We start from the raw sequence: 22,060 nt of genomic DNA on the forward strand, positions 1-22,060 counted from the left end.
AGCTTTGTTTTTGCAAAGGTAAGGAAATAAGCAACAAGTTTTTTAATGAAAAACTTATCTTAATATTTATCCAAAATAAATAAGAGTCAATAGTTGAGTAAATATTTAGTTTTATTGAGAAGTTAATTTTTTATTAAACTTCTGGGCATTTTAGTAAAAGAACAAAAAGATTTATTTTAGCAACTTAACTGACTTACTCCAACTATGTTGACTTTAACTGGCTATACAATTTTTAATCAAATTTACGACAGCAATAATTCTTCAGTTTATCGAGGACATCGAAACCAAGATTGTCAACCTGTAATTCTCAAATTTTTAAAACAAGACTATCCCACTCCATCAGCACTAGTGAGATATAAGCAAGAATACGAAATCACAAAAAACTTAGATTTGGATGGAGTAATTAAGGTTTACAGCTTAGAAAAATATCAAAACAGTTTAGTAATAATATTGGAAGATTTTGGTGGTGAGTCTTTAAAATCTATAATTAATCGCCAAAAATTTACGTTATCAGAATTTTTATCTCTGGCGATCGCAATTACTAAAGCTTTAGGTAAGATTCACCAAAACAATATTATTCACAAAGATATTAACCCTGGCAATATTGTTATTAATTCTAGTACGTCTCAAGTCAAAATCATAGATTTTGGTATTTCAACTGTATTAACTTATGAAAATCCCACTATTAAAAATCCTAACGTTTTAGAAGGAACTATTGCCTACATTTCACCAGAACAGACAGGCAGAATGAACCGAGCAATGGATTATCGCACTGATTTTTACTCGCTTGGTGTCACTTTTTATGAACTACTAACACAACAACTACCCTGTAACTATGCTGATGCAATGGAGTTAGTCCATTGCCACATTGCTAAACAACCAGTCTCACCTCATGAAATTAATCCAGACATACCAAAATCAATTTCAGAGATTGTAATGAAACTGTTAGCTAAAACAGTAGAAGAAAGATACCAAACTACCTGGGGAATTATTGCTGATTTAGAAACATGCCTAACACAATTACAAAATCAAGGTTATATATCTGATTTTGTACTTGCACAACAAGACATTTCTAATAAATTTCAAATTCCGCAAAAACTCTATGGTCGAGAACAAGAAGTTACTAACTTACTAGCAGCTTTTGAACGTGTGAGTGCTGGGACAAAAGAAATGATTTTAGTGTCAGGCTATTCTGGCATTGGTAAATCAGCATTAGTACAAGAGATTTATAAACCAATTACTAAAGCTAGAGGATATTTTATTTCTGGTAAATTTGACCAGTTTCAACGGAATATTCCTTACTCAGCTATAGTTAAAGCGTTTCAGTCATTGGTTAGACAATTATTAACTGAAAGTCAAGAACAACTAAATCAATGGCAAGAAAAACTTTGTAACGCTCTTCGTGCTAATGGTCAGGTCATTATTGATGTTATCCCTGAGGTTGAACTGATAATTGGTAAACAATCTCCAGTACAAGAACTAGGAGCTTCAGAAGCTCAAAATCGCTTTAATTTAGTTTTCCAAAATTTTATCCGTGTATTTTGTTCGCCAGAGCATCCTCTAGTAATTTTTTTAGATGATTTACAATGGGCTGATTTAGCTACTCTGAAGTTGCTAGAAGTAATGATGACTGAGGAAGAAACCCGCCATCTATTTTTAATTGGAGCATATCGGGATAATGAAGTTGATCCTAGACATCCATTGGTAATGACTCTTGAGTTACTGCGTTCTCAAGCGGCTATTATCAATGATATTACTTTAGCTCCTTTAGCACTTGCACACGTTAACGAGTTAATTACTGAGACATTGCATAGTAACACTTTCAGGATTCAGATATTAGCTGAATTAGTCATACGTAAAACTTCTGGAAATCCTTTCTTTGTCAATCAATTTCTCAAAACTTTATATCAAGAAAATCTGTTAACTTTTCAACCTCCATCAGCAAATAATAAAGCTTTATGGCAGTGGGATATAGCGAATATTGAAGCAATAGATATCACTGATAATGTTGTCGAGTTAATGATCAGAAAATTAAAGAAACTCCCTGATACAACACAACAAGTTTTACAGTTAGCTGCTTGTGCAGGTAATACATTTGATTTACACACACTTTCTATTATTAGCGAAAAATCAGCATCAGCAGCTTTTCAAGACCTTTTACCGGCAATTAAAGAAAGCTTAATTTTAACTCTTTCCGATTTAGAAATCACGCCAGAAGAAGTAATTAATGCCCGTTTGGTAATTTTCAGTTTTAGATTTTTGCATGACCGTGTACAACAAGCAGCTTACGCACTCATTCTCGAAGAGCATAAAAAACAAGTTCATCTCAAAATTGGTCAACTACTATTTCAAAATACTAGTACTACCGAACTTGAGGAAAAGATATTTGATATTGTCAATCATCTTAATAATGGTGTTGAATTAATTGATGATTTAAATCAAAAAGCTCAATTAGCTGAGTTGAATTTAATTGCAGGTAAAAAAGCTAAAGACTCAATGGCTTATGCAGCCGCTAGAGAGTATTTAATCGCAGCTATAGATTGTTTAGGGGTAGATACATGGATGCAAGACTATGATTTAACTTTAAAAATCTACAAAGAACGAGCAGAAATTGAGTATTTAAATGGAAATTTTGAGCAATCTGAGAAATTAATCAGATTAATATTAACTCAAGCAAAATCAGCTATTGAAAAAGCAGAAGTTTATAATATTCTGATTGTGCAATATACCTTACTAACTAAATATGAAGAGGCAATTCAAGCTGGACGGGAGGCACTGGTATTACTAGGAATTAATTTACCAGAAAAAGTAGAAGATTTAGAAGCGGCACTTCCTGGGGAAATAGCCGAAGCCAAAGCCTATTTAGAAGATAAAAAAATTGCTTCATTAATTAATGAAGAAAAAATGAAATATCCCAAACAAAAAGTGGCATTAAAAGTATTGGGACACATGGGGCCATTGACATTTTTCTCTCATCAATCTTTATGGAAAATTACTGTTATTAAAGCAATTAATCTGTCTTTTAAATATGGTTTTGTGGCTGGCGGTTCTTATTGCTACTCTTGCTATGGAATTATGCTGAGTTGTATCTTAGAAGATTCTCAGTCTGGATACGAGTTTGGAATGCTATCTTTAAAACTAAGCGAATTAACTAATAACTTAGCCCAAAACTGTCAAGATAGTGTGATATTTGCCAACTATTTAAATTGTTGGATGAATCACATCAAAACTACCGTTGATATTAACAATGAAGGTTATAAAATTGGATTGCAATCTGGGAATTTGCAATGGGCAGGATATAACCGGATGTTTCAAAGCATAACACTTTTCTTCCAAGGGCTAAATTTGGAACTACTTTTAAAAAAAATAGCTAATTTTATTTTATTTTGTGAAAAAACTCAAAACCAATGGGCTGCTGATATTATCTGGGCTAACAAATTAGCTGTATTAAACTTGATGGGAGAAACAGATGAATTAAGAGACTCTCAATACTTAGAAATGTTCCATCAGCATAAGAGTATGGCAGCTATTTGTGAATACCATGTTTTGAAAGCTCAAGTTTTTTATAATTACGATCGCTACGATGAAGCCCAAAAATGGTCAAGTTCTGCTGCGGAAATACTCGATTATTTAATGGGGCATATTTCTAGCTGCCACCATTATTTTTATTACTCACTAATCCTCACAGCAGTTTATCCATCCGCTTCTCAGGCAGAGCAAGAAACCCATAGGGAAATATTAAATAATAATCAAATAAAATTAAGAAAATGGGCAGAACAATGTCCAGAAAATTTTTGGCATAAATATTTATTAGTAGAAGCAGAAATTAGTCGGATTTCTGGTAATTTTTTAGAAGCAATGGAGTTGTATGATAAAGCGATCGCCTCAGCTAGAGACCATGAATTTATTCAAGATGAAGCTTTAGCTAATGAACTCGCAGCTAAATTTTGGTTAGCAAAAGGTAAAGAAGATTTTGCTAAAACTTATATGATGAAAGCTCACTACAGCTATCGACTTTGGGGGGCTTATGGTAAAGTAAAAGATTTAGAAATAAAATACCCCAAGCTCTTAGTTAGAGAAGTAGCTAAGACAACCACAAAGATTAAAGATATTGAAATCACAACTGCTTCTACTACTACTAGTATAGGAGTTGCCCTAGATTTAACCACAGTTATGAAAGCCGCACAAGCTATTTCTGGTGAAATAGTTTTGAGCAATTTACTTGCCAGATTAATGAGAATAGTAATTGAAAATGCTGGTGCCCAAAGAGGTTGTTTAATTTTAGAAAAACAAGGAAATTGGCTAATTGAAGCTGAAGGTGCAGTAAATCATGATGATGTAACTGTACTACAATCAATTCCTGTAAGTTCAAAAACAGCTTATCAAGAGAAAGCAAAACTCTCAGATGCCATTATTAACTATGTGATTCACACTCAAGAAAATGTCGTTTTAAACAATGCTACTCAAGAGGGACAGTTTATCTCTGATTCTTATATTGTAGCGACTCAACCCAAATCTATTCTCTGTACTCCTTTACTGTATCAAGGTAAAATCACTGGAATTCTTTACCTAGAAAATAATCTCACGGAAGCGGCTTTTACTACAGATAGACTAGAGCTTTTAAGGATATTATCTGCTCAAATTGCTATTGCAATTGAAAATGCCCAACTCTACAAAAATTTGCAAGAATTCAATCAAAACTTAGAAGAACTAGTCACTAAACGCACTCAAGAATTATCAGAGACACTAGTTAATTTAAAAGCTACCCAAAGTAAGCTTGTAGAAGCTGAAAAAATGGCATCGCTAGGAGGTTTAGTTGCTGGGGTTGCTCATGAAATTAATACTCCAGTCGGAATTGGTGTTACTGTTGCCTCAGCTTTAGTAGAACATACTTCAGAGTTTTGTTCTAAATATCAGAGTGGTGCGATGAAACGCTCTGACTTAGAAAAGTTTTTCGATTTAACTACCCAAAGTGGAAATACACTTTTAATAAACTTAAATCGAGCAGCAGAATTAATTCAAAGTTTTAAGCAAGTAGCGGTAGATCAGTCTAGTGAGGTACAACGTGTGTTTAACTTGAAAAATTATCTCAATGAAATTTTAATCCAATTGAGGCCAAAATTGAAAACAAGTAAACATAAAATTGAAATTTATGGAGAAGACAATATAATTCTAGACTCTTATCCTGGTGCGTTGTCGCAAATTGTTACTAATTTGTTGATGAATTCCTTGGCTCATGCTTACGAACCTGAAGATTCTGGAAAACTAATTTTTAGTTTCCAGCAAATTGACGAACAACTGCATATAGAATATACCGATGATGGTAAAGGTATTGCTGCTGAAAATTTAAGTAAAATTTTTGAGCCTTTCTTTACTACCAAACGCAGTCAAGGAGGCAGTGGATTAGGATTAAATCTTGTTTATAACTTAGTTACTCAAAAACTTAAAGGTGAAATTGAATGCCAAAGTAAGTTGGAAAAAGGAACAAAGTTTATTATTAATTTTCCTGTGCGATTATAACAATAGTATTTGAGTTAAAAATTACTTTTTTAGGGATGAGTGAGAAAAGTTGTTTGTAGCTCAGCTAGGACTGCTATCAAAGCGATTTTATCAATTAAATAACTGCCATTCATTTTTTATAGGATACTAAGTTTATGTTACAAAATAGTTTTAATATTTTTGAAGAAAGGCTATTTACAAATGTGCTTTCATCTGATGCCGATCGTTCAAAAAATTTAGATGATGAGTTAGTCTTTGCGGCTGAAATAGATGATGAATTACCTGTTGAAAGTTGGAAAGTTTTAATTGTAGATGATGAATCAGAAGTTCATACTGCTACTAATATTGCGCTGACTAACTTTGTTTTTGAACAAAAATCTTTGGCTTTTCTGAATGCTTACTCAGCTAGTCAAGCTAAACAGTTAATTGCAGAAAATTCGGATATTGCCATAATTCTGTTAGATGTAATTATGGAAACAGATAATGCTGGACTAGATTTTGTTCAATATGTTCGTGAGGTTTTAGGTAACCAATTAGTACGGATTATTTTACGTACTGGGCAACCAGGTCATGTACCAGAAAAGGAAATTATTTTTAATTACGATATTAACGATTATAAAACTAAAACTGAATTAACTAGCCAAAAGTTATACACTACTATACTAACGGCTTTAAGAAGTTATTCTTTAAGTCAAAAGTTACAGTTAGAAATTGAACGATGTCAACAAATAGAAATTGCATTGCGTGACAGTGAATCTAGAGAAAGAGAAAAAGCAATTGCTCTAGAAAATTCTTTAAAGAGTCTGCAACACACTCAATTGCAGTTGGTACAAAGCGAAAAAATGTCTAGTTTGGGTCAACTTGTTGCAGGTATAGCTCATGAAATTAATAATCCTGTGAATTTTCTTTATGGTAATCTGTTGCCGACACAGGAATATATTCAACAATTAATAGAGTTACTAGAAATTTACGAATTACACTATCCAAATCCTGCACCAGAAATTATCGATCGCATTGAAGAAATAGACTTGCCGTTTGTAATCTCCGATCTACCAAAACTACTGTCTTCGATGAAATTAGGTGCCGATCGCATTCGTCAGATTGTGCTATCTCTACGGAAATTCTCTCGTTTAGATGACACTGAGAAAAAGCCAGTTGATATTCATGAAGGGATTGATAGTACCTTGATGATATTGCAACATCGATTGAAAGCTAACTCGGAACGTCCAGCCATTGAGGTGATCAAAAATTATGGCGCGTTGCCATTAGTAACCTGTTATGCTGGTCAGCTAAATCAAGTTTTTATGAATCTTTTAGCTAATGCCATTGATGCTTTGGAAGATGTTGATTGCGCTCAAGATTGTCTCACTTCTTTGCCGCAAATTCTCATTAATACGGAAATAGGGGGAGGCGATCACGTTAGGATATCAATTGCTGATAATGGTGTTGGAATGACAGAGAATGTCCGGTCTAGAATTTTTAGCTCTTTCTTCACCACCAAACCTATGGGCAAAGGCACAGGTATGGGATTATCAATTAGTCAGCAAATTGTGGCAGACAAGCACGGCGGTCAATTACAATGTATTTCTTCACACTGCCAAGGAACAAAGTTTATTATTGAAATTCCTATCGCTTAAGAAGTCATGGCACGAGAATTCAGAATTTAGAAGCGGAAAGAACGTTTTGATGGTTTAATTGGTGTCGCCGATTCTTTCTGTTTCAGCAGTTATATTTGCTCTAAAATGCTTATTAAACAATCGATGGTGTTCTTTATGCCTGAAGATCGCGAAGATTTAATTGAAGCTGTTAACAATTTAAAAGCAATAGTAATAAGTGCTGCTTTAGTTATTTGTGGAGTTTTAATGATGTGTACTAGTTTAGTATGCATAATTACTACAAAAACTTCTTTAAATTTTATAGATTATGGCTTTACATTCTTTGTCTTTATGGTTGGTTTTTCATTTTGTTGTACTAATGTAAGAAACTTAGATTAATTCAGAATTTATGCAAGGATCACAAGTGATGCTCATGAGTGATATCAAGTCGGGTTAATTACCAGGACTTAGGCAAAATTATGAAAAAACGTAGACGCGGAGCGGCTTGCCGCAGGCTACCACAAAGGACACAAAGAACACAAAGAAATAAGAGTTTCAGAGAGTTTTTGCGTAAGTCCTAATTACTTGTAATTTAAAACTCTCCGCTTCCTGGGTCAGCCTTAATATTAAGTGTTCATTTCAACATGATATAGGACTAGTATTTGATTTCTGAAAAAATCTAAGTATGTGTAGGGTGTGTTACGGCTTCCGTAACGCACCACCCGAAGGTTTTGGTGCGTTAGCCTACGGCATAACACACCAAAACTACGTATATTTCAAAAATCAAATATGATTCCTATATAAGTTGGCGATCGCTTCTATCAATTCGGCTGGCTCTACTGGTTTGGCGATATGCTTGTGAAATCCTGCTGCAAGCACTTGTTTGGCATTCATTTCTCCAGCATAGGCGGTAAGTGCGATCGCTGGAATTTTTCCTCCCTGTTCTGGTGGTAATGTTCTCAACTGTCGCATAAACATACATCCATCTACGTCTGGCATTCCAATGTCGCTTAACAGCACATCTGGTAGAGATTGCTTTAAGGCGGCTAGTGCTTCATCTGCTGATGCCGCTGTTGTCACATTTGCCCCATATTGCTCTAGCAAAAAGGCAATGAATTCTCGCGTATCGGCATCATCATCCACTACTAAAATTTTGATATTATTTAAATTTGAGGATGGCTCGGAGTTGTTAATGTCTTGTTTCCTCTCCGATGGCTGTTGAATCATCGGCAGTCTGACAGTAAAAGTTGCGCCGCGATTTTCACCCTCACTTTCTACCTTGACTGTGCCGCCATGTAGTTCCACTAAGTGACGAACGATGGCTAATCCTAACCCTAATCCCCCAAATTTTCTGGTAGTGCTGCTGTTTTCTTGGCGAAAATATTCAAACACATAGGGCAAAAAATTCGGATCGATGCCTTTGCCTGTGTCGCTGACGGTGATTTGGGCGTAGGGAGGCAGAGGGGCAGGGGGCAGGGTGCAGGGGAGAAGATCCTCCCCTCTGCTCCCTGCTCCCTGCTCCCCTGCTTCTTCGAGTCGAATATCAACCCGTCCACCCTCTGGTGTAAATTTAACGGCGTTTGAAAGCAGATTCCAAACGATCTGCTGCAATCGGCTGGGGTCGCCTAAAACTTGTCTCAGATTTGGTTGCAAGCTGATGTGCATCTCTATTGATTTGGCTTCTGCTGACAGCCGCACTGTCTCCATTCCTGCGGAAATTACAGATACCAAATCAACTGGAAGGATATTTAAGCTGAGTTTACCTTGTAAAATCCGGGAAATATCTAGCAAGTCTTCGATTAATTGAGCTTGTAATTGAGCATTGCGTTCGATAGTTTTGAGCGCCTGAGGGATTGTCTTTTCATCCAATTTTCTGGTTTGGAGTAACTTCGACCATCCAAGAATTGGGTTAAGTGGCGATCGCAATTCATGGGAAAGAACTGCCAAAAACTCGTCTTTAATGCGGTTGGCGTTTTCTGCTGCTTCTCGTGCAGTTTGTTCTGCTTCGTATAAACGCGCACGTTCCATTGCTTGGGCGCATTGCTGTGCTAGTGCCAGTACAAAGCCGCGGTCATCTTGGTTCAACTCCTGAGTTTCGGTGAACGCTAGGGACATTCCGCCTACGGCGCGTCCCTCAATAATTAATGGAATGGAAATCCAAGCACCGTAGTTATATCGACCATATTCTTTAGCCAAATGTGAGTAACGAGCCACCCTTGCTGCTGTTGACTCTTGCCAAACGGGTTTTTTAGTTCGTACTGCTTCTGCCAGTGGTAGGGCTGCATTAATCGAGAATCGACGCCATAAGTTTACAGCTTCCTCCTCATAACCAACTGCACGGATAATTTCCAGTTCTGTGCCGTTGTTTGTCAGTAGCGCTACTAAAGCAGAACTAGCGCCCAAAGCTGCCATACTTTGCTCGACAATCACCTCTGCCACTTGTGCGGGAGTTAGAGATTCAGAAAGGGCGGCAGTAATGGCTTGCAAACGAGCAGTACGAGATGCGGCTCGTTCGGCAGCTTGTTGCGATTGCTGTGTTTCTGTGTAGAGTCGGGCGTTATCAATAGCGATCGCTGCACGTCGAGCCAATTCTTCAGCTAACATTAAGCTCTGACTATCATAGCGACGATTAGTAGAAGATACTAAACTCATCGCTCCTAGTACCCGTCCGCGAACAATCAGCAATACACACATCCCAGACTGAGGATTTAGCTGTTGCAAGATTTTGAAGTGATTGCCATTTGAGGTTACCGCTTGTATCTGTTCTGAGGAAATAAAATGAGTAATTTGTGATTTGCCTTTTGCTATCACCTCAGCAACACCATGTGTTTGTGCCAAATTGGGCGGATAATTTTGTAACTGTTCTACGAGTTCTTGTTTCGCTGCATCGGCATGGGCGGCTGCAACCCGGCGAATTGATTGATTTTCACAAATCATATCAACTACGCACCAATCAGCTATTTCGGGTACTACTAAACGCGCCAAGCTTGCTAAAGTTGTCTCATAATCCAACGATCCAGCCAAAATTTCGCTAGCCTCAGCTAAAAAGCGCTGTTTAGCTTCCACTTGCTTGCGCTCAGTAATATCCCGCGAAGAGGCTTGCATTTCTAAAATTTCTTGAGTTTGGCGATCGCGAATTGCTCGAACAGTTGTTTCCAACCAAATATAATGTCCGTATTTGTGACGAGTGCGATAAGTAAGAGTATAAATATCTGGTAAATCAGTGTTGATTGGGTAATTCTTGAGAATCTCAGCTAAATCCTCTGGGTGAAGTAACTCGCCACCGAAACTACCCACTAGTTCTTCTGGTTGATAGCCTAGTACTGTGTAACAAGCTGGTGAAAGATATAGGAAAATTCCATCTACTGTAGTACGTGAAATAATATCAGTGGAATTCTCCGCCAGCAGCCGAAAACGGGCTTCACTCTCTGTTAGTGCTGCCTGTGCCTGTTTGCGGACATTAATGTTACGGAAATATAGCGATAGTCCTGTGGCGGAGGGATAGGCGCGGACAGCAAACCACGCTTCAAAGGGTGGATAATAATCTTCTAACTCTAGCGGCACTTGCAAAGCAACTGCTCTGAGATAAAGCTGACCAAAACTAGTATCTGTCAATTCTGGAAACTCTTGCCACAAGTTCTTTCCTAGCAGATCCTCCGAGGAACGCCCTAAAGTTCTGCTTCCCTCATGGTTGAGGTAGGTGAAGCGCCACTCACTGTCAAAGGCAAGAAACCCATCAGTGATACTCTCCAAAATTGTCGTAACTTGTTCTTTGGCGTTCTCAGCTTCAACACGAGCCAAACGTTCGCCCTCAAGCAGGCGATCGCGTTCGGCTTCTGCTTGCTTGCGTTCGGTGATTTCTTCGCAAATTGCGCCCACCCAAGTAATTTTGCCAGGTAGTTGAATCGGATAGTAATTTACTGACCAGTAGCGCTGCTCTCCAGGGGCAGCGGGTGTTTCTCCACTAGTTTCTTGGGAAATAGATTCTCCAGTCTCCACGACATGACGGAAAGCTTCGGTGACTTCCGAAGCTATTCCTGGTAGCAATTCGGCAACCGTTTTACCGATATGCATCTCTTGGGGCATACCGTTGATTTCAGCTAAAGCGTGATTCAAGCGAACGTATCTCAATTTTTCATCCCATACGCCAATCCCGATAGGTGCGTTATTGAAAAGGGTATCAAGCAGCACGTTAGCTTCTACCAAACGAGTCTGTTCTGTTTCTAGTAGCGCTAGGAGTCGCTCACGTTCTGACTCTGCTTGCTTGCGTTCACTAATATCTACACACATCCCCACCCATTCGATGATTTCCCCTGTTTGATTGAGTATGGGCACACCGCGTATAGACATGTGACGGTATTCCCCGTCATAGCGTAGGACACGATATTCTGCAACTGCAACATTACGTCCATAAAATGCCTGTCTCCAGATTGCAGCTACGGATTGCCGGTCTTCTGGGTGCAGTGCATTTACCCAACCCCAGCCTTTGTATTCTTCAGGACTTTGACCGGTAAATGCCTGCCAGTTAGGAATCTCGTCAATAACATTACCCCAAGGTGAGGCTCTCCAAATAATGGATGCGCTTGCTTGTGCTAGGGAACGGTAGCGTGCTTCACTGTAACGCAGATTTTCTTCTACGAGCTGGCGATCGCGCAGTGCGGTTTGCTGTTCGCTCAAACACTGCTGTAAACCCGTAACTTCTTCATCTGTGAAGTTATTAGTTAAATTTTTAACATGGGTAAAATCTTTATTCAAAATTGGAACATCAGCAGTTTCCAAAATTTGGCGATATTGTTCCTGTGTTACTTGCAATAATGACTCGGTTCGCTGGTGTTCGATGAACTGAGCAATTTGAATAGCGATCGCACTCATCATCTGAAGTAAATCTGAGTCAGGCTGTAAAATTTGGTTGGTGAAGAATTTCATTACACCTAAAATTTTATTACCCAGCACAATCGGCAATTCGATGGCGGCTGCAAACAATTTCTCATCTGGAGCAAGTTCACAAATCCAAACAGGTTGACCACTTCCCCAAACTTGAACAGCTAACCCTTCCCCAATAGCGAGGGTTGAAGGCTGGATAAATACTTGGGAAGTATCTATGCTCAAATCAGATGAATGCCAACTACCGATGCGATGCAGAGCATTAATTTTTTCATCTACACTCCAGAAAATACCAAGTTGCCATCCTAAGATTTCGCATAGCGATCGCAGCAGCAGAGGAACAGCATTAGCAAAAACAGTGGTCTCAGCTAAAATCTGGGTGACTGTGTAGTGTGCAGATAAAAGCTGTTTTTTACGTTTTTGTTCAGTAATATCTGTAATTAATATTGATACGCCATTTTCCCCAGGATAGACGCGGTATTCTAACCAACGATGCCATGTTGGGTCTAAATACTCAAAATTTACTGTAATTTCTTCGGCAACAGCCCGATGCATCTCGGTGTAGAGTCTGCTATTAACTGTCTTAGGAAATAAATCCCAAATACTCTTCCCCAAGAAATCTTCTTTATTCATTTGAGCTAGTTGAGCTAGCTTGTCATTGACATAGGTGTAGCGCCATTCACAATCCAATATGACAAAAGCATCGCTGATCGTAGCTAAGATTTCTTCAACATTTTGGGGGCAAGTTGCCCGAATTTCAGCAGTCACAGTTTCTGCTCCTCATTTTTGAATGTATTTGGCTAAAAGCACCTCATCAGTTTCTCTCCATCGGTTTATACTGTGAAACGAAACTCCTAGCATCGTTGGCAGTTTTACCTGTGAAAGTATAACGCTAAATGTATTTTTATATTTATACCAGACGTAGGGAATAGGCAATAGGCAATAGCCAATAGGCAATAGGGAAAGATGAATTTATTTTTGCCTGTTGCCTCAAAAGTAAGTTATTTTTTTAAAATAAAATTTGATTCCTGTATAATTTGGACTGCCTCTATCTAGGGTTGTAGGGATTATGGGATAGTTCTAGTCTAATACATACCATTATAGTGCAAGCTATTTGGGCTAATAATAGAGTTATTTGAATGCAAAAGATGAAAACATGAGAGTTTGGCTTGCTTGCTTTTTTGTACTGTTTGCGTTGGCAGAATTTTTTGACTGGTTACAAAAATTTAACTTGCCATTGCCTATCTATATTTTGGGTGGGGCTTTTTTAGCCGTTGCTTCTAACTACGACAAGATTGTTGGTTCCTATTTCACCGATCCCAGTATGGAAGCATCACTCGAACACCCCCAGTTAAATTCAAGCACTTCATCTACAGAGCCTATTTCCTTTGCAATTGCCAGTTCTGTTGAAGATGCTCAACCAGCAAAAGCAGATGAATAATGGGCATGGGGCATGGGGCATGGGGCATGGGGCATGGGGCATGGGGCATGGGGCATGGGAAGAGAGATTTTCATTTTTCTTTGTCAGGGCTAGTCCTAGTAGAGTAAGTTTATTTTGACAAGCCCATGCATTAACAATGCATCGACCTGCATTGGCATAACAGGTCAAGAAATTTGTGTGTAGGCCCTAGCTTCTATTAAAAGAGAGTTAAGCTAATCGCCATTCAAATTGCATCTCCGTATCCCCGCGTCTTTCTAGCGAGTTGAACTATGCAATTTAAAAGCGCATCAGCTTCACAGAGGTGGAAAGCTTCCTCGCTGGTTAGGTTTGGCGTTAGATTTTCCATACCCTGAAAAGACCCTCAAGCCAACGCCTCGAATTAGCAAGTAAATTGCTAGATTAAATTAGAGTAATTTACTCGATTCAGGCTACCACCGCAACGCTGTGATTAGTGGACTTTTAGAAAAACTCCGTGTCCCGTTTGTCAAAGATCGAAATTCCCGTAAAACGTCCTTCAGCAATAGCTGGCTACAAATTATTTTGGTTAGCAGTGTAGGGGTCACCGCCTCTATCTGGGGAATTCGTGAACTCAAATGGTTGCAGCCTTGGGAATTAAGAGTATACGATCAAATGTTGCGATCGCGTCCTACGGAAGCACCCGATCGACGGATTTTGCTGGTAACAATCACTGATGCAGATCTCCAACGAGAAAAATGGCATCTGTCAGATACTAAAATTAATCAACTATTACAAAAAATCAATTCTTATCAACCGCGAATTGTTGGTTTATATCTTTTTCGACCAGAAGATAAAAATTTAGCAGCAAACAAACAAAATCAAGACAATATTATTAGTACTTGCTTGTTTAGCAGTGTCGGTAGATCTGAAATTCCACCACCGCCGAATTTTCCCATAGATAATGTTGGGTTTAGCGATGTAGTTCCTGATAATGAAAACGACCAAATCCTTCGCCGCAGCTTGTTATTCGCTCATTCTACAGACGAAAAATGTACAACATCATTTGCATTTGGGACGCTAATTGCCATTAATTATTTGGAAAAACAAGGCATTGAATACGAATTTACAGATCAAGGAGATTTTCAGTTAGGTAAAACCATCTTCTGGCGTCTAAAACCTAATTCTGGCAGTTACCAACATTTGGATGCAAATGGTTATCAAATACTATTAAATTATCGTCACCCCAATTATCTCGCGGATCGGGTGACATTGACAGAAGTTCTTAGCGATCGCGTTAATCCTAGTTTATTTAAAGACCGTCTGGTAATTATTGGCACTACTTCAGCTAACTTGGTTCCAGGTAGCTTTTATACACCTTACAGCAGTTTACCAGATCAACCAGCAAGAATGCCTGCTCTGTTTATTCACGCACAGATAGCAAGTCAACTGATTAGTAAAGTGTTGGATGGGCGGCCTTTAATTTGGTATTGGCCTGACTGGGTAGAACTAATTTGGGTGTGGGGCTGGGCAGTTTTAGGTAGTACTTTAGCATGGTGGTGGCGAAATCCGTTGCTTTTGCTAACGGTAGGAGGAATAACCCTAGTTGTATTGGTGGGAATCTGCATTATTTTATTTCTTCAAGCCGGATGGATACCGTTAATTCCCTCTGGTTTGGCTTTAACAATTAGTATGATCGGCGTCATGGCTTATACTAATTATCAAAATGAGCGGCAGACTCAGGTAATTATTCTCCAAGTTGAAAAACAACAAGAAGCGATCGCTCAATTAAATCTACTCTTAGAAGATCAAACAGCAATTCCCGATTCGCAGCTTGATTTTCCTCCTGCAATCGATTCACCACAAACAAAATCTGGTGATTTACTTTTGGGTGGACGTTACCAAATCTCAAAAGTCTTAGGTGCAGGCGGATTTGGTCGTACTTATTTAGCACAAGATACTCAACGACCAGGTAATCCAACTTGTGTGGTGAAACAATTAATGCCAGCCCGCCAAGATAGCAGATTTTTGCAAGTTGCTCGCAGATTATTTAATAGTGAAGCAGAAATTTTAGAAACTTTGGGTAAACATCATCAAATACCCGAACTACTTGCTTATTTTGAAGATAACCAAGAATTTTATTTAATTCAAGAATACATCGAGGGACATACTTTAAGTGAAGAATTGCCACCCGTGCAGAATTTACAAAACGAATCATTTGTAATTGGAATGCTCAAAGAAGTTTTGGAAATTCTGGTATTTGTTCATCAACATCGGGTGATTCATCGTGATATTAAACCGACTAATATTATTAGACGCGCTGAAGATAATCAGTTAGTATTGATTGACTTTGGGGCTGTAAAACTCATGCAGCCGCCCAGTAGCGAACAAACAGAATTAGCAACGGTAGCCATTGGAACACGGGGTTATGCACTTCCAGAACAGTTTGCTGGTCATCCCCGGTTGTGTAGTGATATTTACGCTTTAGGAATGATTGCTATTCAGGCAATAACTGGAATACTACCACAGGAACTACATCCAGATCAGGAAACGGGTAATGTGATGTGGCGACAAACAGCACGAATCAGCGAAGAATTAGCAGTGATTTTAGATAAAATGGTTTGCTATCATTTTAGCGATCGCTATCAATCAGCCGCCGCAGTTTTACAAGATTTAAAACGTATTTCAATCAATTGAAGTGAGATTTATCATTATGAATCCGAATGCTACAGCTGCCCAATATGATAGAATTGCCCGATGGTGGCAGATTAAGCATCAAGATTCGCTATACGGTATCGCACAATTAGAGCGAGCTATCAAATTTACTTCTAAGCGGCACTCAGCTATTGACATAGGGTGTGGAAGCAGCGGACGTTTCATTAACGTCTTTTCCAAGTATGGATTTCGGGCTGAAGGACTTGATATTTCCACCCAAATGATCGATTTAGCTAAGTACCTGCATCCAGAAATGAAATTTTACAACGAAGATATCTGCTGTTGGATTCCTCCAAAACTTTACAGCTTAATTTGTGCTTGGGACAGCACATTTCATTTACCGCTCGATATGCAAGAGCCTGTTATCAAAAAGCTATGCGATGCTCTTGAACCTGATGGAGTACTTCTGTTCACCTGTGGCGGTGGACATACAAACAGCGAGATTTCAGGGTCATTTCAAGGTCTAGACTTTGACTACAGCACTTTAGGTGTAGATGCTTTCCTACAAATTTTGATTGAGCATCACTGTACATGCCGCCATCTTGAATACGATCAATATCCTGAAAATCATGTCTATATAATTGCTCAAAAGACTTAACTAATCATTGCAGCGGATGTATAAATTTACCTCAATTGAGACAAAGCGCAGCTTTGGCGGGGTAGGGTTCTTAGGGTTTAACAAGCAATCAAGCGGAAATGATATTACTCATATCGATGGAGGTTAATCTTCGACAGTTGTCTGGAAAATTTTCTACAGCCGAAGTAGAAACACGCCACATCTTATTGTTAATCTACTTATAAGCTATTCATGAAACAGAACGATGTTGAAAGTTTTTGCAGACAGGGGCGGTACATTCACAGATATTGTTGCTGTTACTAATAATCAAGCAATTATAGACAGACTTTTAGAACATCCCGAACGTTTTTTAATTGTTTCTCTGCCTAATCGTCAGTGGCTTATAGTTTATAAATTACTTTCAGAAAATCCCGAACAATATCAAGATGCAGCTATTCAAGGTATTCGAGATATTATGGGCATTTGCAGCAAGGAACCTATTCCTAGTGAAGTAATAGAAGTAATAAAAATGGGCACAACAGTAGCCACAAATGCACTGTTAGAAAGAAAAGGGGACAGAGTTGTGCTGCTGATTACCAAGGGTTTTAAAGATGCGCTGCGAATTGGCTACCAAAATCGTCCCAACATTTTTGCCCGTCATATTGTTCTACCAACGATGCTTTACGAACAGGTAATAGAAGTAGATGAACGGTATGATGCTAAAGGGAATGAATTAATTGCTGTAAATATCGAACAAGTTAAACTCGATTTACAAGCAGTTTATCAGACAGGAATTCGGAGTTGTGCTATTGTTTTTATGCACAGCGATCGCTATCCTGAACACGAAAAACAAGTAGCGACCATTGCCCAAGAAATCGGCTTTACCCAAATATCTGTATCTCATCAAGTGAGTCCGTTAATGAAATTAGTTAGCCGAGGAGATACAACAGTAGTCGATGCTTATTTAACTCCTATTTTACGCAGCTATGTCAACCAAATAGCCAGTCAGCTACCCCAAGTCAAATTAATGTTTATGAAATCTGATGGCGGTTTAGTTGCAGCCGAACAATTTCAAGGCAAAGATAGTATTTTGAGTGGGCCAGCCGGGGGTATTGTTGGCGCAGTTCAAACTAGTAAAAGGGCAGGCTTTGAGTTAGTAATTACCTTTGATATGGGAGGAACAAGTACAGATGTTGCCCATTTTAAAGGAGAGTATGAACGACAATTAGAATCAGAAATTGCTGGGGCGCGGATGCGAGTTCCGGTATTAGCAATTAATACTATTGCGGCTGGCGGTGGTTCAATTCTATTTTTTGATGGTTCTAGTTATCGTGTAGGCCCGGAATCTGCTGGTTCAATTCCTGGGCCTGCTTGTTATCGTCGTGGTGGAACATTAGCGGTTACTGATGCAAATGTGATGTTAGGTAAAATTCATCCAGAATATTTTCCTTCAGTCTTTGGCATTGATGGTAATTTACCTTTAGATAAAGATGTTGTAATTGAGAAATTTGCACAATTAGCCCAAGAGATTGTAACTGCTACAGGAAATCATTGTACACCGGAACAAGTAGCGGCTGGATTTATGGCGATCGCAGTGGAAAATATGGCAAATGCAATTAAAAAAATCAGTCTACAACGAGGTTATGATGTCACACAATACGTGCTGTGTTGTTTTGGCGGTGCAGGCGGGCAAGTTGCTTGTTTAATTGCCGATACTTTGGGTATGAAAAAGATATTTTTACATCCTTATGCTGGAGTTCTTTCTGCTTATGGAATGGGATTAGCTGATGTGCGGGCGATTAGAGAATCAGGAGTCGAACAACCTTTAAATCAAGCATTAATTCCTCAACTACAACATTTAATGCAATATTTAGAAACCCAAGCTAGAAGTGAAATGAATGAAGCAAGTAGTCAAGTAGAAGTAGTCCGAAAAACTAACTTAAAATATCAGGGTACTAACTCTATCTTGACAGTGAATTTTGCTGATAAAGTGGCAGTAATGCGACAAGACTTTGAAATTGAACATAAATCTCGCTATGGTTTCATTCAATCAGACAAAACCTTAATTGTCGAATCTGTCTCAGTAGAAGTCATTCAGAAGATGGATACACCAGAAGAACCCTTAATTACTCGTACACGTTCTATAAATGAAGCGCCAAAATCTGTTGAAATAGTTCAGATGTTTACTGCTGATAAATGGCATGATACACCTGTTTATCGACGCGAAGATTTACAACCAGAAGATAGGATTACTGGAACTGCAATTATTGTCGAAAAAATTAGCACGATTGTAGTGGAACCTAATTGGCAAGCAATATTAACTGAATATAATCATTTAATTTTACAGCGTCTATAAACTGCTTATACAGTAAGTATTTGTGGTATCCAGGTTAAAAAACAGCGATTACCTTTTTGCTCCGTAACTTTTGCACCTAGCCTATTATAAAAACTAAGTCCGCGACTGTTGCGAACATCAGCATTCCAAGCAAGATGGGTACAGTCATTGTCCTTTGCTACTTGAGCTAAATAACTCATTAACGCGGCTCCTGCTCCCTGACTTCTCATATCTTCATCCACATACAAATCATCAAGCCAGATACTCGGTTGCCCTACAAAAGATGAATATCTGAATCCATATAAAGCAAACCCAACCACACACTCTGAGGTTTCTGCAAATAAAACGTAAGAAAAAGGTATTGTTCCAAAAAGCGTTTTACCTATTTTCTCCTCAGTAACTTGAAGTACGCCAGAATAAGCACCAATGTTTCTATCAAATTCAGACTTTTTTTGGATAAAGGAAAAAATTAGTAATATGTCATCAGGTGTAGCAGACCGAATCTTCATTGAATTACTTTTAATCACTTTAGTAGATAATTTTAGCAAAGAATAGGAATCAAACATGTACACAACAACGCTACCAGATCCCGTCCGCTTAGAAATCTTCAAAAATCTCTATCAATTTATTGCCGAACAAATGGGAATTGTTCTCCAAAACACAGCAACATCGGTGAATATCAAAGAAAGGCTAGATTTTTCCTGCGCTATATTTGACTCTTCTGGATTATTAGTAGCAAATGCCCCCCACATTCCTGTACATTTAGGCTCAATGAGTGAAAGTGTTCGCAGTTTAATTAACGATAAAGGCGACAGCGTAAAACCAGGAAATGTCTATTTATCAAATAACCCATACAACGGCGGTACACATCTTCCTGATGTAACTGCAATTACCCCTGTATTTTTGGAAAGTGGGGATTGGGGAGATGGGGAGAGTTGTTGTACAAGTTCTTTCTCCTCTGCCCCTCCGCACCTCTGCCCCTCCGCCTCTTCTGCCCCATGCCCTATGCCCCTCTTCTTTGTTGCTTCTCGCGGTCATCAAGCTGATATCGGCGGAATAACTCCCGGTTCCATGCCTCCCCACAGTACCACAGTAGAAGAGGAAGGAATTCTTTTTGATAATTTTCTCTTAGTTGAAGAAGGAAATTTTCGAGAACCAGCAGTCAGATATCACCTCTCAAATCATACTTATCCTGCTCGTAATCCTGAGCAAAATCTAGCTGATTTCAAAGCCCAAATTGCCGCCAATGAAAGGGGAGTTCAAGAACTGCGAAAAATGGTTTCGCGATACAAGCTCGAAACTGTTCAAGCTTATATGAAATTTGTGCAAGCTAATGCTGAGGAGTCGGTGAGAAAGGCGATCGCTGTTCTCAAGGATGGTTCATTTATTTATAAAATGGACAATGGAGCACAAATTCAAGTTAAAGTGACAATTCACCCAGAAAAGCGCAGCGCTACTATTGATTTTACTGGAACCTCTGGGCAATTAAATAGTAATTTCAATGCTCCCAAAGCTGTAACTCAAGCAGCGGTTTTATATGTATTTCGGACTTTAGTTGATGATAATATTCCTCTTAATGCCGGATGTCTTAATCCTCTAGAAATTATTATCCCGGTGGGCTGTATGCTAAACCCAACTTATCCAGCAGCAGTAGTAGCAGGTAATGTAGAAACTTCCCAAACCATTGTTGATGCTTTATACGGTGCTTTGGGTGTGATGGCTGCTTCTCAAGGAACGATGAATAATTTCACTTTTGGTAACGAACGATATCAATATTATGAAACTATTTGTGGTGGTTCTGGAGCAGGAATTAATTTTTATGGAACCGATGGCGTTCATTCCCACATGACTAACTCGCGTTTGACCGATCCAGAGGTTTTAGAAACACGTTATCCTGTACTTTTAGAAAGCTTTAGTCTTCGTGATCATAGTGGTGGGAAAGGTAAATATTCTGGCGGTAATGGAGTTGTTCGTCGTATCCGGTTTTTAGAACCGATGACAGCTAATATTCTCTCTGGACATCGGCTGGTTCCGACCTTTGGATTAAATGGTGGGGAAGCGGGAAAAGTCGGACGTAATTGGATACAACGTCAAAATGGAAGTGAAGAAAGTTTAGATAGTACTGCAACGGTGGAGATGAATGTTGGTGATGTTTTTGTGATAGAAACTCCTGGGGGAGGTGGATTTGGTCACGCATAGGCGCAGCGAAAAGTCGAGCCAGTGCGTTCCTGTCGCCTTGCGTCGGAAAGCAACTGGCGTCGGAGCGCCGGTTTCCGGCGATCTGTTAGCGCAGCGTTAGCGACGTAGGAGCGTCACTTTTCAAGACAAAGGTGCAAAGAATAATATCAATCAAGCAGCTGCACTCAAAACTCCATTGTCGATCAGTTTGCCATCTTCCATTTTCACAATGCGATCGGCAACATCTAGAATCCGATTGTCGTGGGTGACGAGTAGAATGGTGCAGCCTTGTTCTTTGGCTAATGTCTGCATTAAGGTGACTACATCTCGACCGGATTTGCTATCTAAGGCAGCTGTTGGTTCGTCAGCTAGGACGATTTTGGGATGGTTGACTAAGGCACGAGCGATCGCAACTCTTTGCTTCTGTCCACCAGACAAGTTATCAGGATAATAGTTGAGACGATTCCCTAAACCAACGTGTTCTAACATTTGGGCAGAAAGCGCTTGCATCTGTTTTAATGATAAATGATTGTGTAGTTCTAAAGCCATTTTGACATTTTGTAAAGCAGTTAAGCTGCCATGCAAATTGTGTGCCTGAAAAATATAACCGTTGTTTCTTCGTGCTAATGTCAATTGTTCTGCATTGGCATCACACAGTTCTGTTTCTAAGACTTTCAAGCTTCCGGATTGAGCAGAACGCAGTCCACCAATCAGAGTCAATAACGTCGTTTTACCAGAACCAGAAGGCCCAGTCATGATAACAATTTCACCAGCATTGATTTCTAGGTTAATATCAAATAAAACTTGTTTCTTTAATTGTCCGTGACCAAAATAATGGTTAAGGTTATTGATGGAAATAACTGGTTTATTATTCATAAAATTACCCTTCATCATTCACTAAT

The 22,060-nt window shown here is 38.9% G+C and carries 11 protein-coding genes; 8 read left to right on the forward strand and 3 right to left on the reverse strand.

Features of this window, described 5'->3' with window-relative positions; translation table 11 throughout:
• Window positions 1–204 precede the first annotated feature (204 nt).
• From ACM0OY_RS10280 to ACM0OY_RS10290, 3 genes are all read left to right on the forward strand, one after another.
• Window positions 205–5,520 carry an AAA family ATPase gene (locus ACM0OY_RS10280; protein WP_414568756.1) on the forward strand — a complete coding sequence of 1,772 codons (5,316 nt, stop codon included), beginning with the start codon at window positions 205–207 and terminating at the stop codon, window positions 5,518–5,520.
• 134 nt (window positions 5,521–5,654) lie between these two features.
• A complete protein-coding gene (locus ACM0OY_RS10285) occupies window positions 5,655–7,136 on the forward strand; it encodes an ATP-binding protein (protein ID WP_414568757.1) in 1,482 nt (493 codons plus the stop codon).
• A gap of 135 nt (window positions 7,137–7,271) precedes the next feature.
• Complete coding sequence (locus ACM0OY_RS10290; RefSeq protein WP_414568758.1) at window positions 7,272–7,493, forward strand: hypothetical protein; 222 nt, start codon at window positions 7,272–7,274, stop codon at window positions 7,491–7,493.
• A gap of 384 nt (window positions 7,494–7,877) precedes the next feature.
• Here the strand turns inward: ACM0OY_RS10290 and ACM0OY_RS10295 are convergent, their stop codons facing one another.
• Window positions 7,878–12,746, reverse strand: coding sequence for a PAS domain S-box protein (locus tag ACM0OY_RS10295; protein WP_414568759.1), 4,869 nt, complete (start codon window positions 12,744–12,746; stop codon window positions 7,878–7,880).
• Window positions 12,747–13,134: 388 nt separating this feature from the next.
• On the opposite strand from ACM0OY_RS10295, the gene ACM0OY_RS10300 reads away from it, so the two are divergent.
• The 4 genes from ACM0OY_RS10300 (at window position 13,135) to ACM0OY_RS10315 (ending at window position 19,001) form a co-directional block, all read left to right on the forward strand.
• On the forward strand, window positions 13,135–13,419 hold the full coding sequence (locus ACM0OY_RS10300) for a hypothetical protein (RefSeq protein ID WP_414568760.1): 285 nt from the start codon (window positions 13,135–13,137) through the stop codon (window positions 13,417–13,419).
• A 444-nt stretch (window positions 13,420–13,863) separates the two neighbouring features.
• Window positions 13,864–16,071 (forward strand): CHASE2 domain-containing protein, encoded by a 2,208-nt coding sequence (locus tag ACM0OY_RS10305; RefSeq protein ID WP_414568761.1) that lies wholly within the window; start codon window positions 13,864–13,866, stop codon window positions 16,069–16,071.
• A gap of 16 nt (window positions 16,072–16,087) precedes the next feature.
• Window positions 16,088–16,687 (forward strand): class I SAM-dependent DNA methyltransferase, encoded by a 600-nt coding sequence (locus ACM0OY_RS10310; RefSeq protein ID WP_414568762.1) that lies wholly within the window; start codon window positions 16,088–16,090, stop codon window positions 16,685–16,687.
• Between the two features lie 223 nt (window positions 16,688–16,910).
• The gene (locus ACM0OY_RS10315) at window positions 16,911–19,001 is read left to right on the forward strand and encodes a hydantoinase/oxoprolinase family protein (protein ID WP_414568763.1); all 2,091 of its coding nucleotides are present in this window, start codon (window positions 16,911–16,913) and stop codon (window positions 18,999–19,001) included.
• A gap of 5 nt (window positions 19,002–19,006) precedes the next feature.
• Here ACM0OY_RS10315 and ACM0OY_RS10320 read toward each other — a convergent pair whose 3' ends face one another.
• Entirely contained in the window at window positions 19,007–19,546 is a 540-nt protein-coding gene (locus tag ACM0OY_RS10320; RefSeq protein WP_414568764.1) for an N-acetyltransferase family protein, read from the reverse strand.
• Here ACM0OY_RS10320 and ACM0OY_RS10325 point away from each other — a divergent pair.
• Window positions 19,545–21,179: a hydantoinase B/oxoprolinase family protein gene (locus ACM0OY_RS10325; RefSeq protein WP_414568765.1), complete on the forward strand. Its 1,635-nt coding sequence runs from the start codon at window positions 19,545–19,547 to the stop codon at window positions 21,177–21,179. The genes ACM0OY_RS10320 and ACM0OY_RS10325 overlap by 2 nt on opposite strands.
• Before the next feature lie 150 nt (window positions 21,180–21,329).
• Here the strand turns inward: ACM0OY_RS10325 and ACM0OY_RS10330 are convergent, their stop codons facing one another.
• A complete protein-coding gene (locus tag ACM0OY_RS10330; protein WP_414568766.1) occupies window positions 21,330–22,034 on the reverse strand; it encodes a DevA family ABC transporter ATP-binding protein in 705 nt (234 codons plus the stop codon).
• Window positions 22,035–22,060 lie beyond the last annotated feature (26 nt).

This window comes from Nostoc sp. CCY 9925 (assembly GCF_963920935.1).
Lineage (GTDB): Bacteria > Cyanobacteriota > Cyanobacteriia > Cyanobacteriales > Nostocaceae > Nostoc.

Bases quoted from the DNA above. Each gene is read 5' to 3' on its own strand.
- ACM0OY_RS10330 (WP_414568766.1), bottom strand. From the start codon at position 22,034: ATGAATAATAAACCAGTTATTTCCATCAATAACCTTAACCATTATTTT.
- ACM0OY_RS10280 (WP_414568756.1), top strand. From the start codon at position 205: ATGTTGACTTTAACTGGCTATACAATTTTTAATCAAATTTACGACAGC.
- ACM0OY_RS10300 (WP_414568760.1), top strand. From the start codon at position 13,135: ATGAGAGTTTGGCTTGCTTGCTTTTTTGTACTGTTTGCGTTGGCAGAA.
- ACM0OY_RS10315 (WP_414568763.1), top strand. From the start codon at position 16,911: ATGTTGAAAGTTTTTGCAGACAGGGGCGGTACATTCACAGATATTGTT.
- ACM0OY_RS10320 (WP_414568764.1), bottom strand. From the start codon at position 19,546: ATGTTTGATTCCTATTCTTTGCTAAAATTATCTACTAAAGTGATTAAA.
- ACM0OY_RS10310 (WP_414568762.1), top strand. From the start codon at position 16,088: ATGAATCCGAATGCTACAGCTGCCCAATATGATAGAATTGCCCGATGG.
- ACM0OY_RS10290 (WP_414568758.1), top strand. From the start codon at position 7,272: ATGCCTGAAGATCGCGAAGATTTAATTGAAGCTGTTAACAATTTAAAA.
- ACM0OY_RS10325 (WP_414568765.1), top strand. From the start codon at position 19,545: ATGTACACAACAACGCTACCAGATCCCGTCCGCTTAGAAATCTTCAAA.
- ACM0OY_RS10285 (WP_414568757.1), top strand. From the start codon at position 5,655: ATGTTACAAAATAGTTTTAATATTTTTGAAGAAAGGCTATTTACAAAT.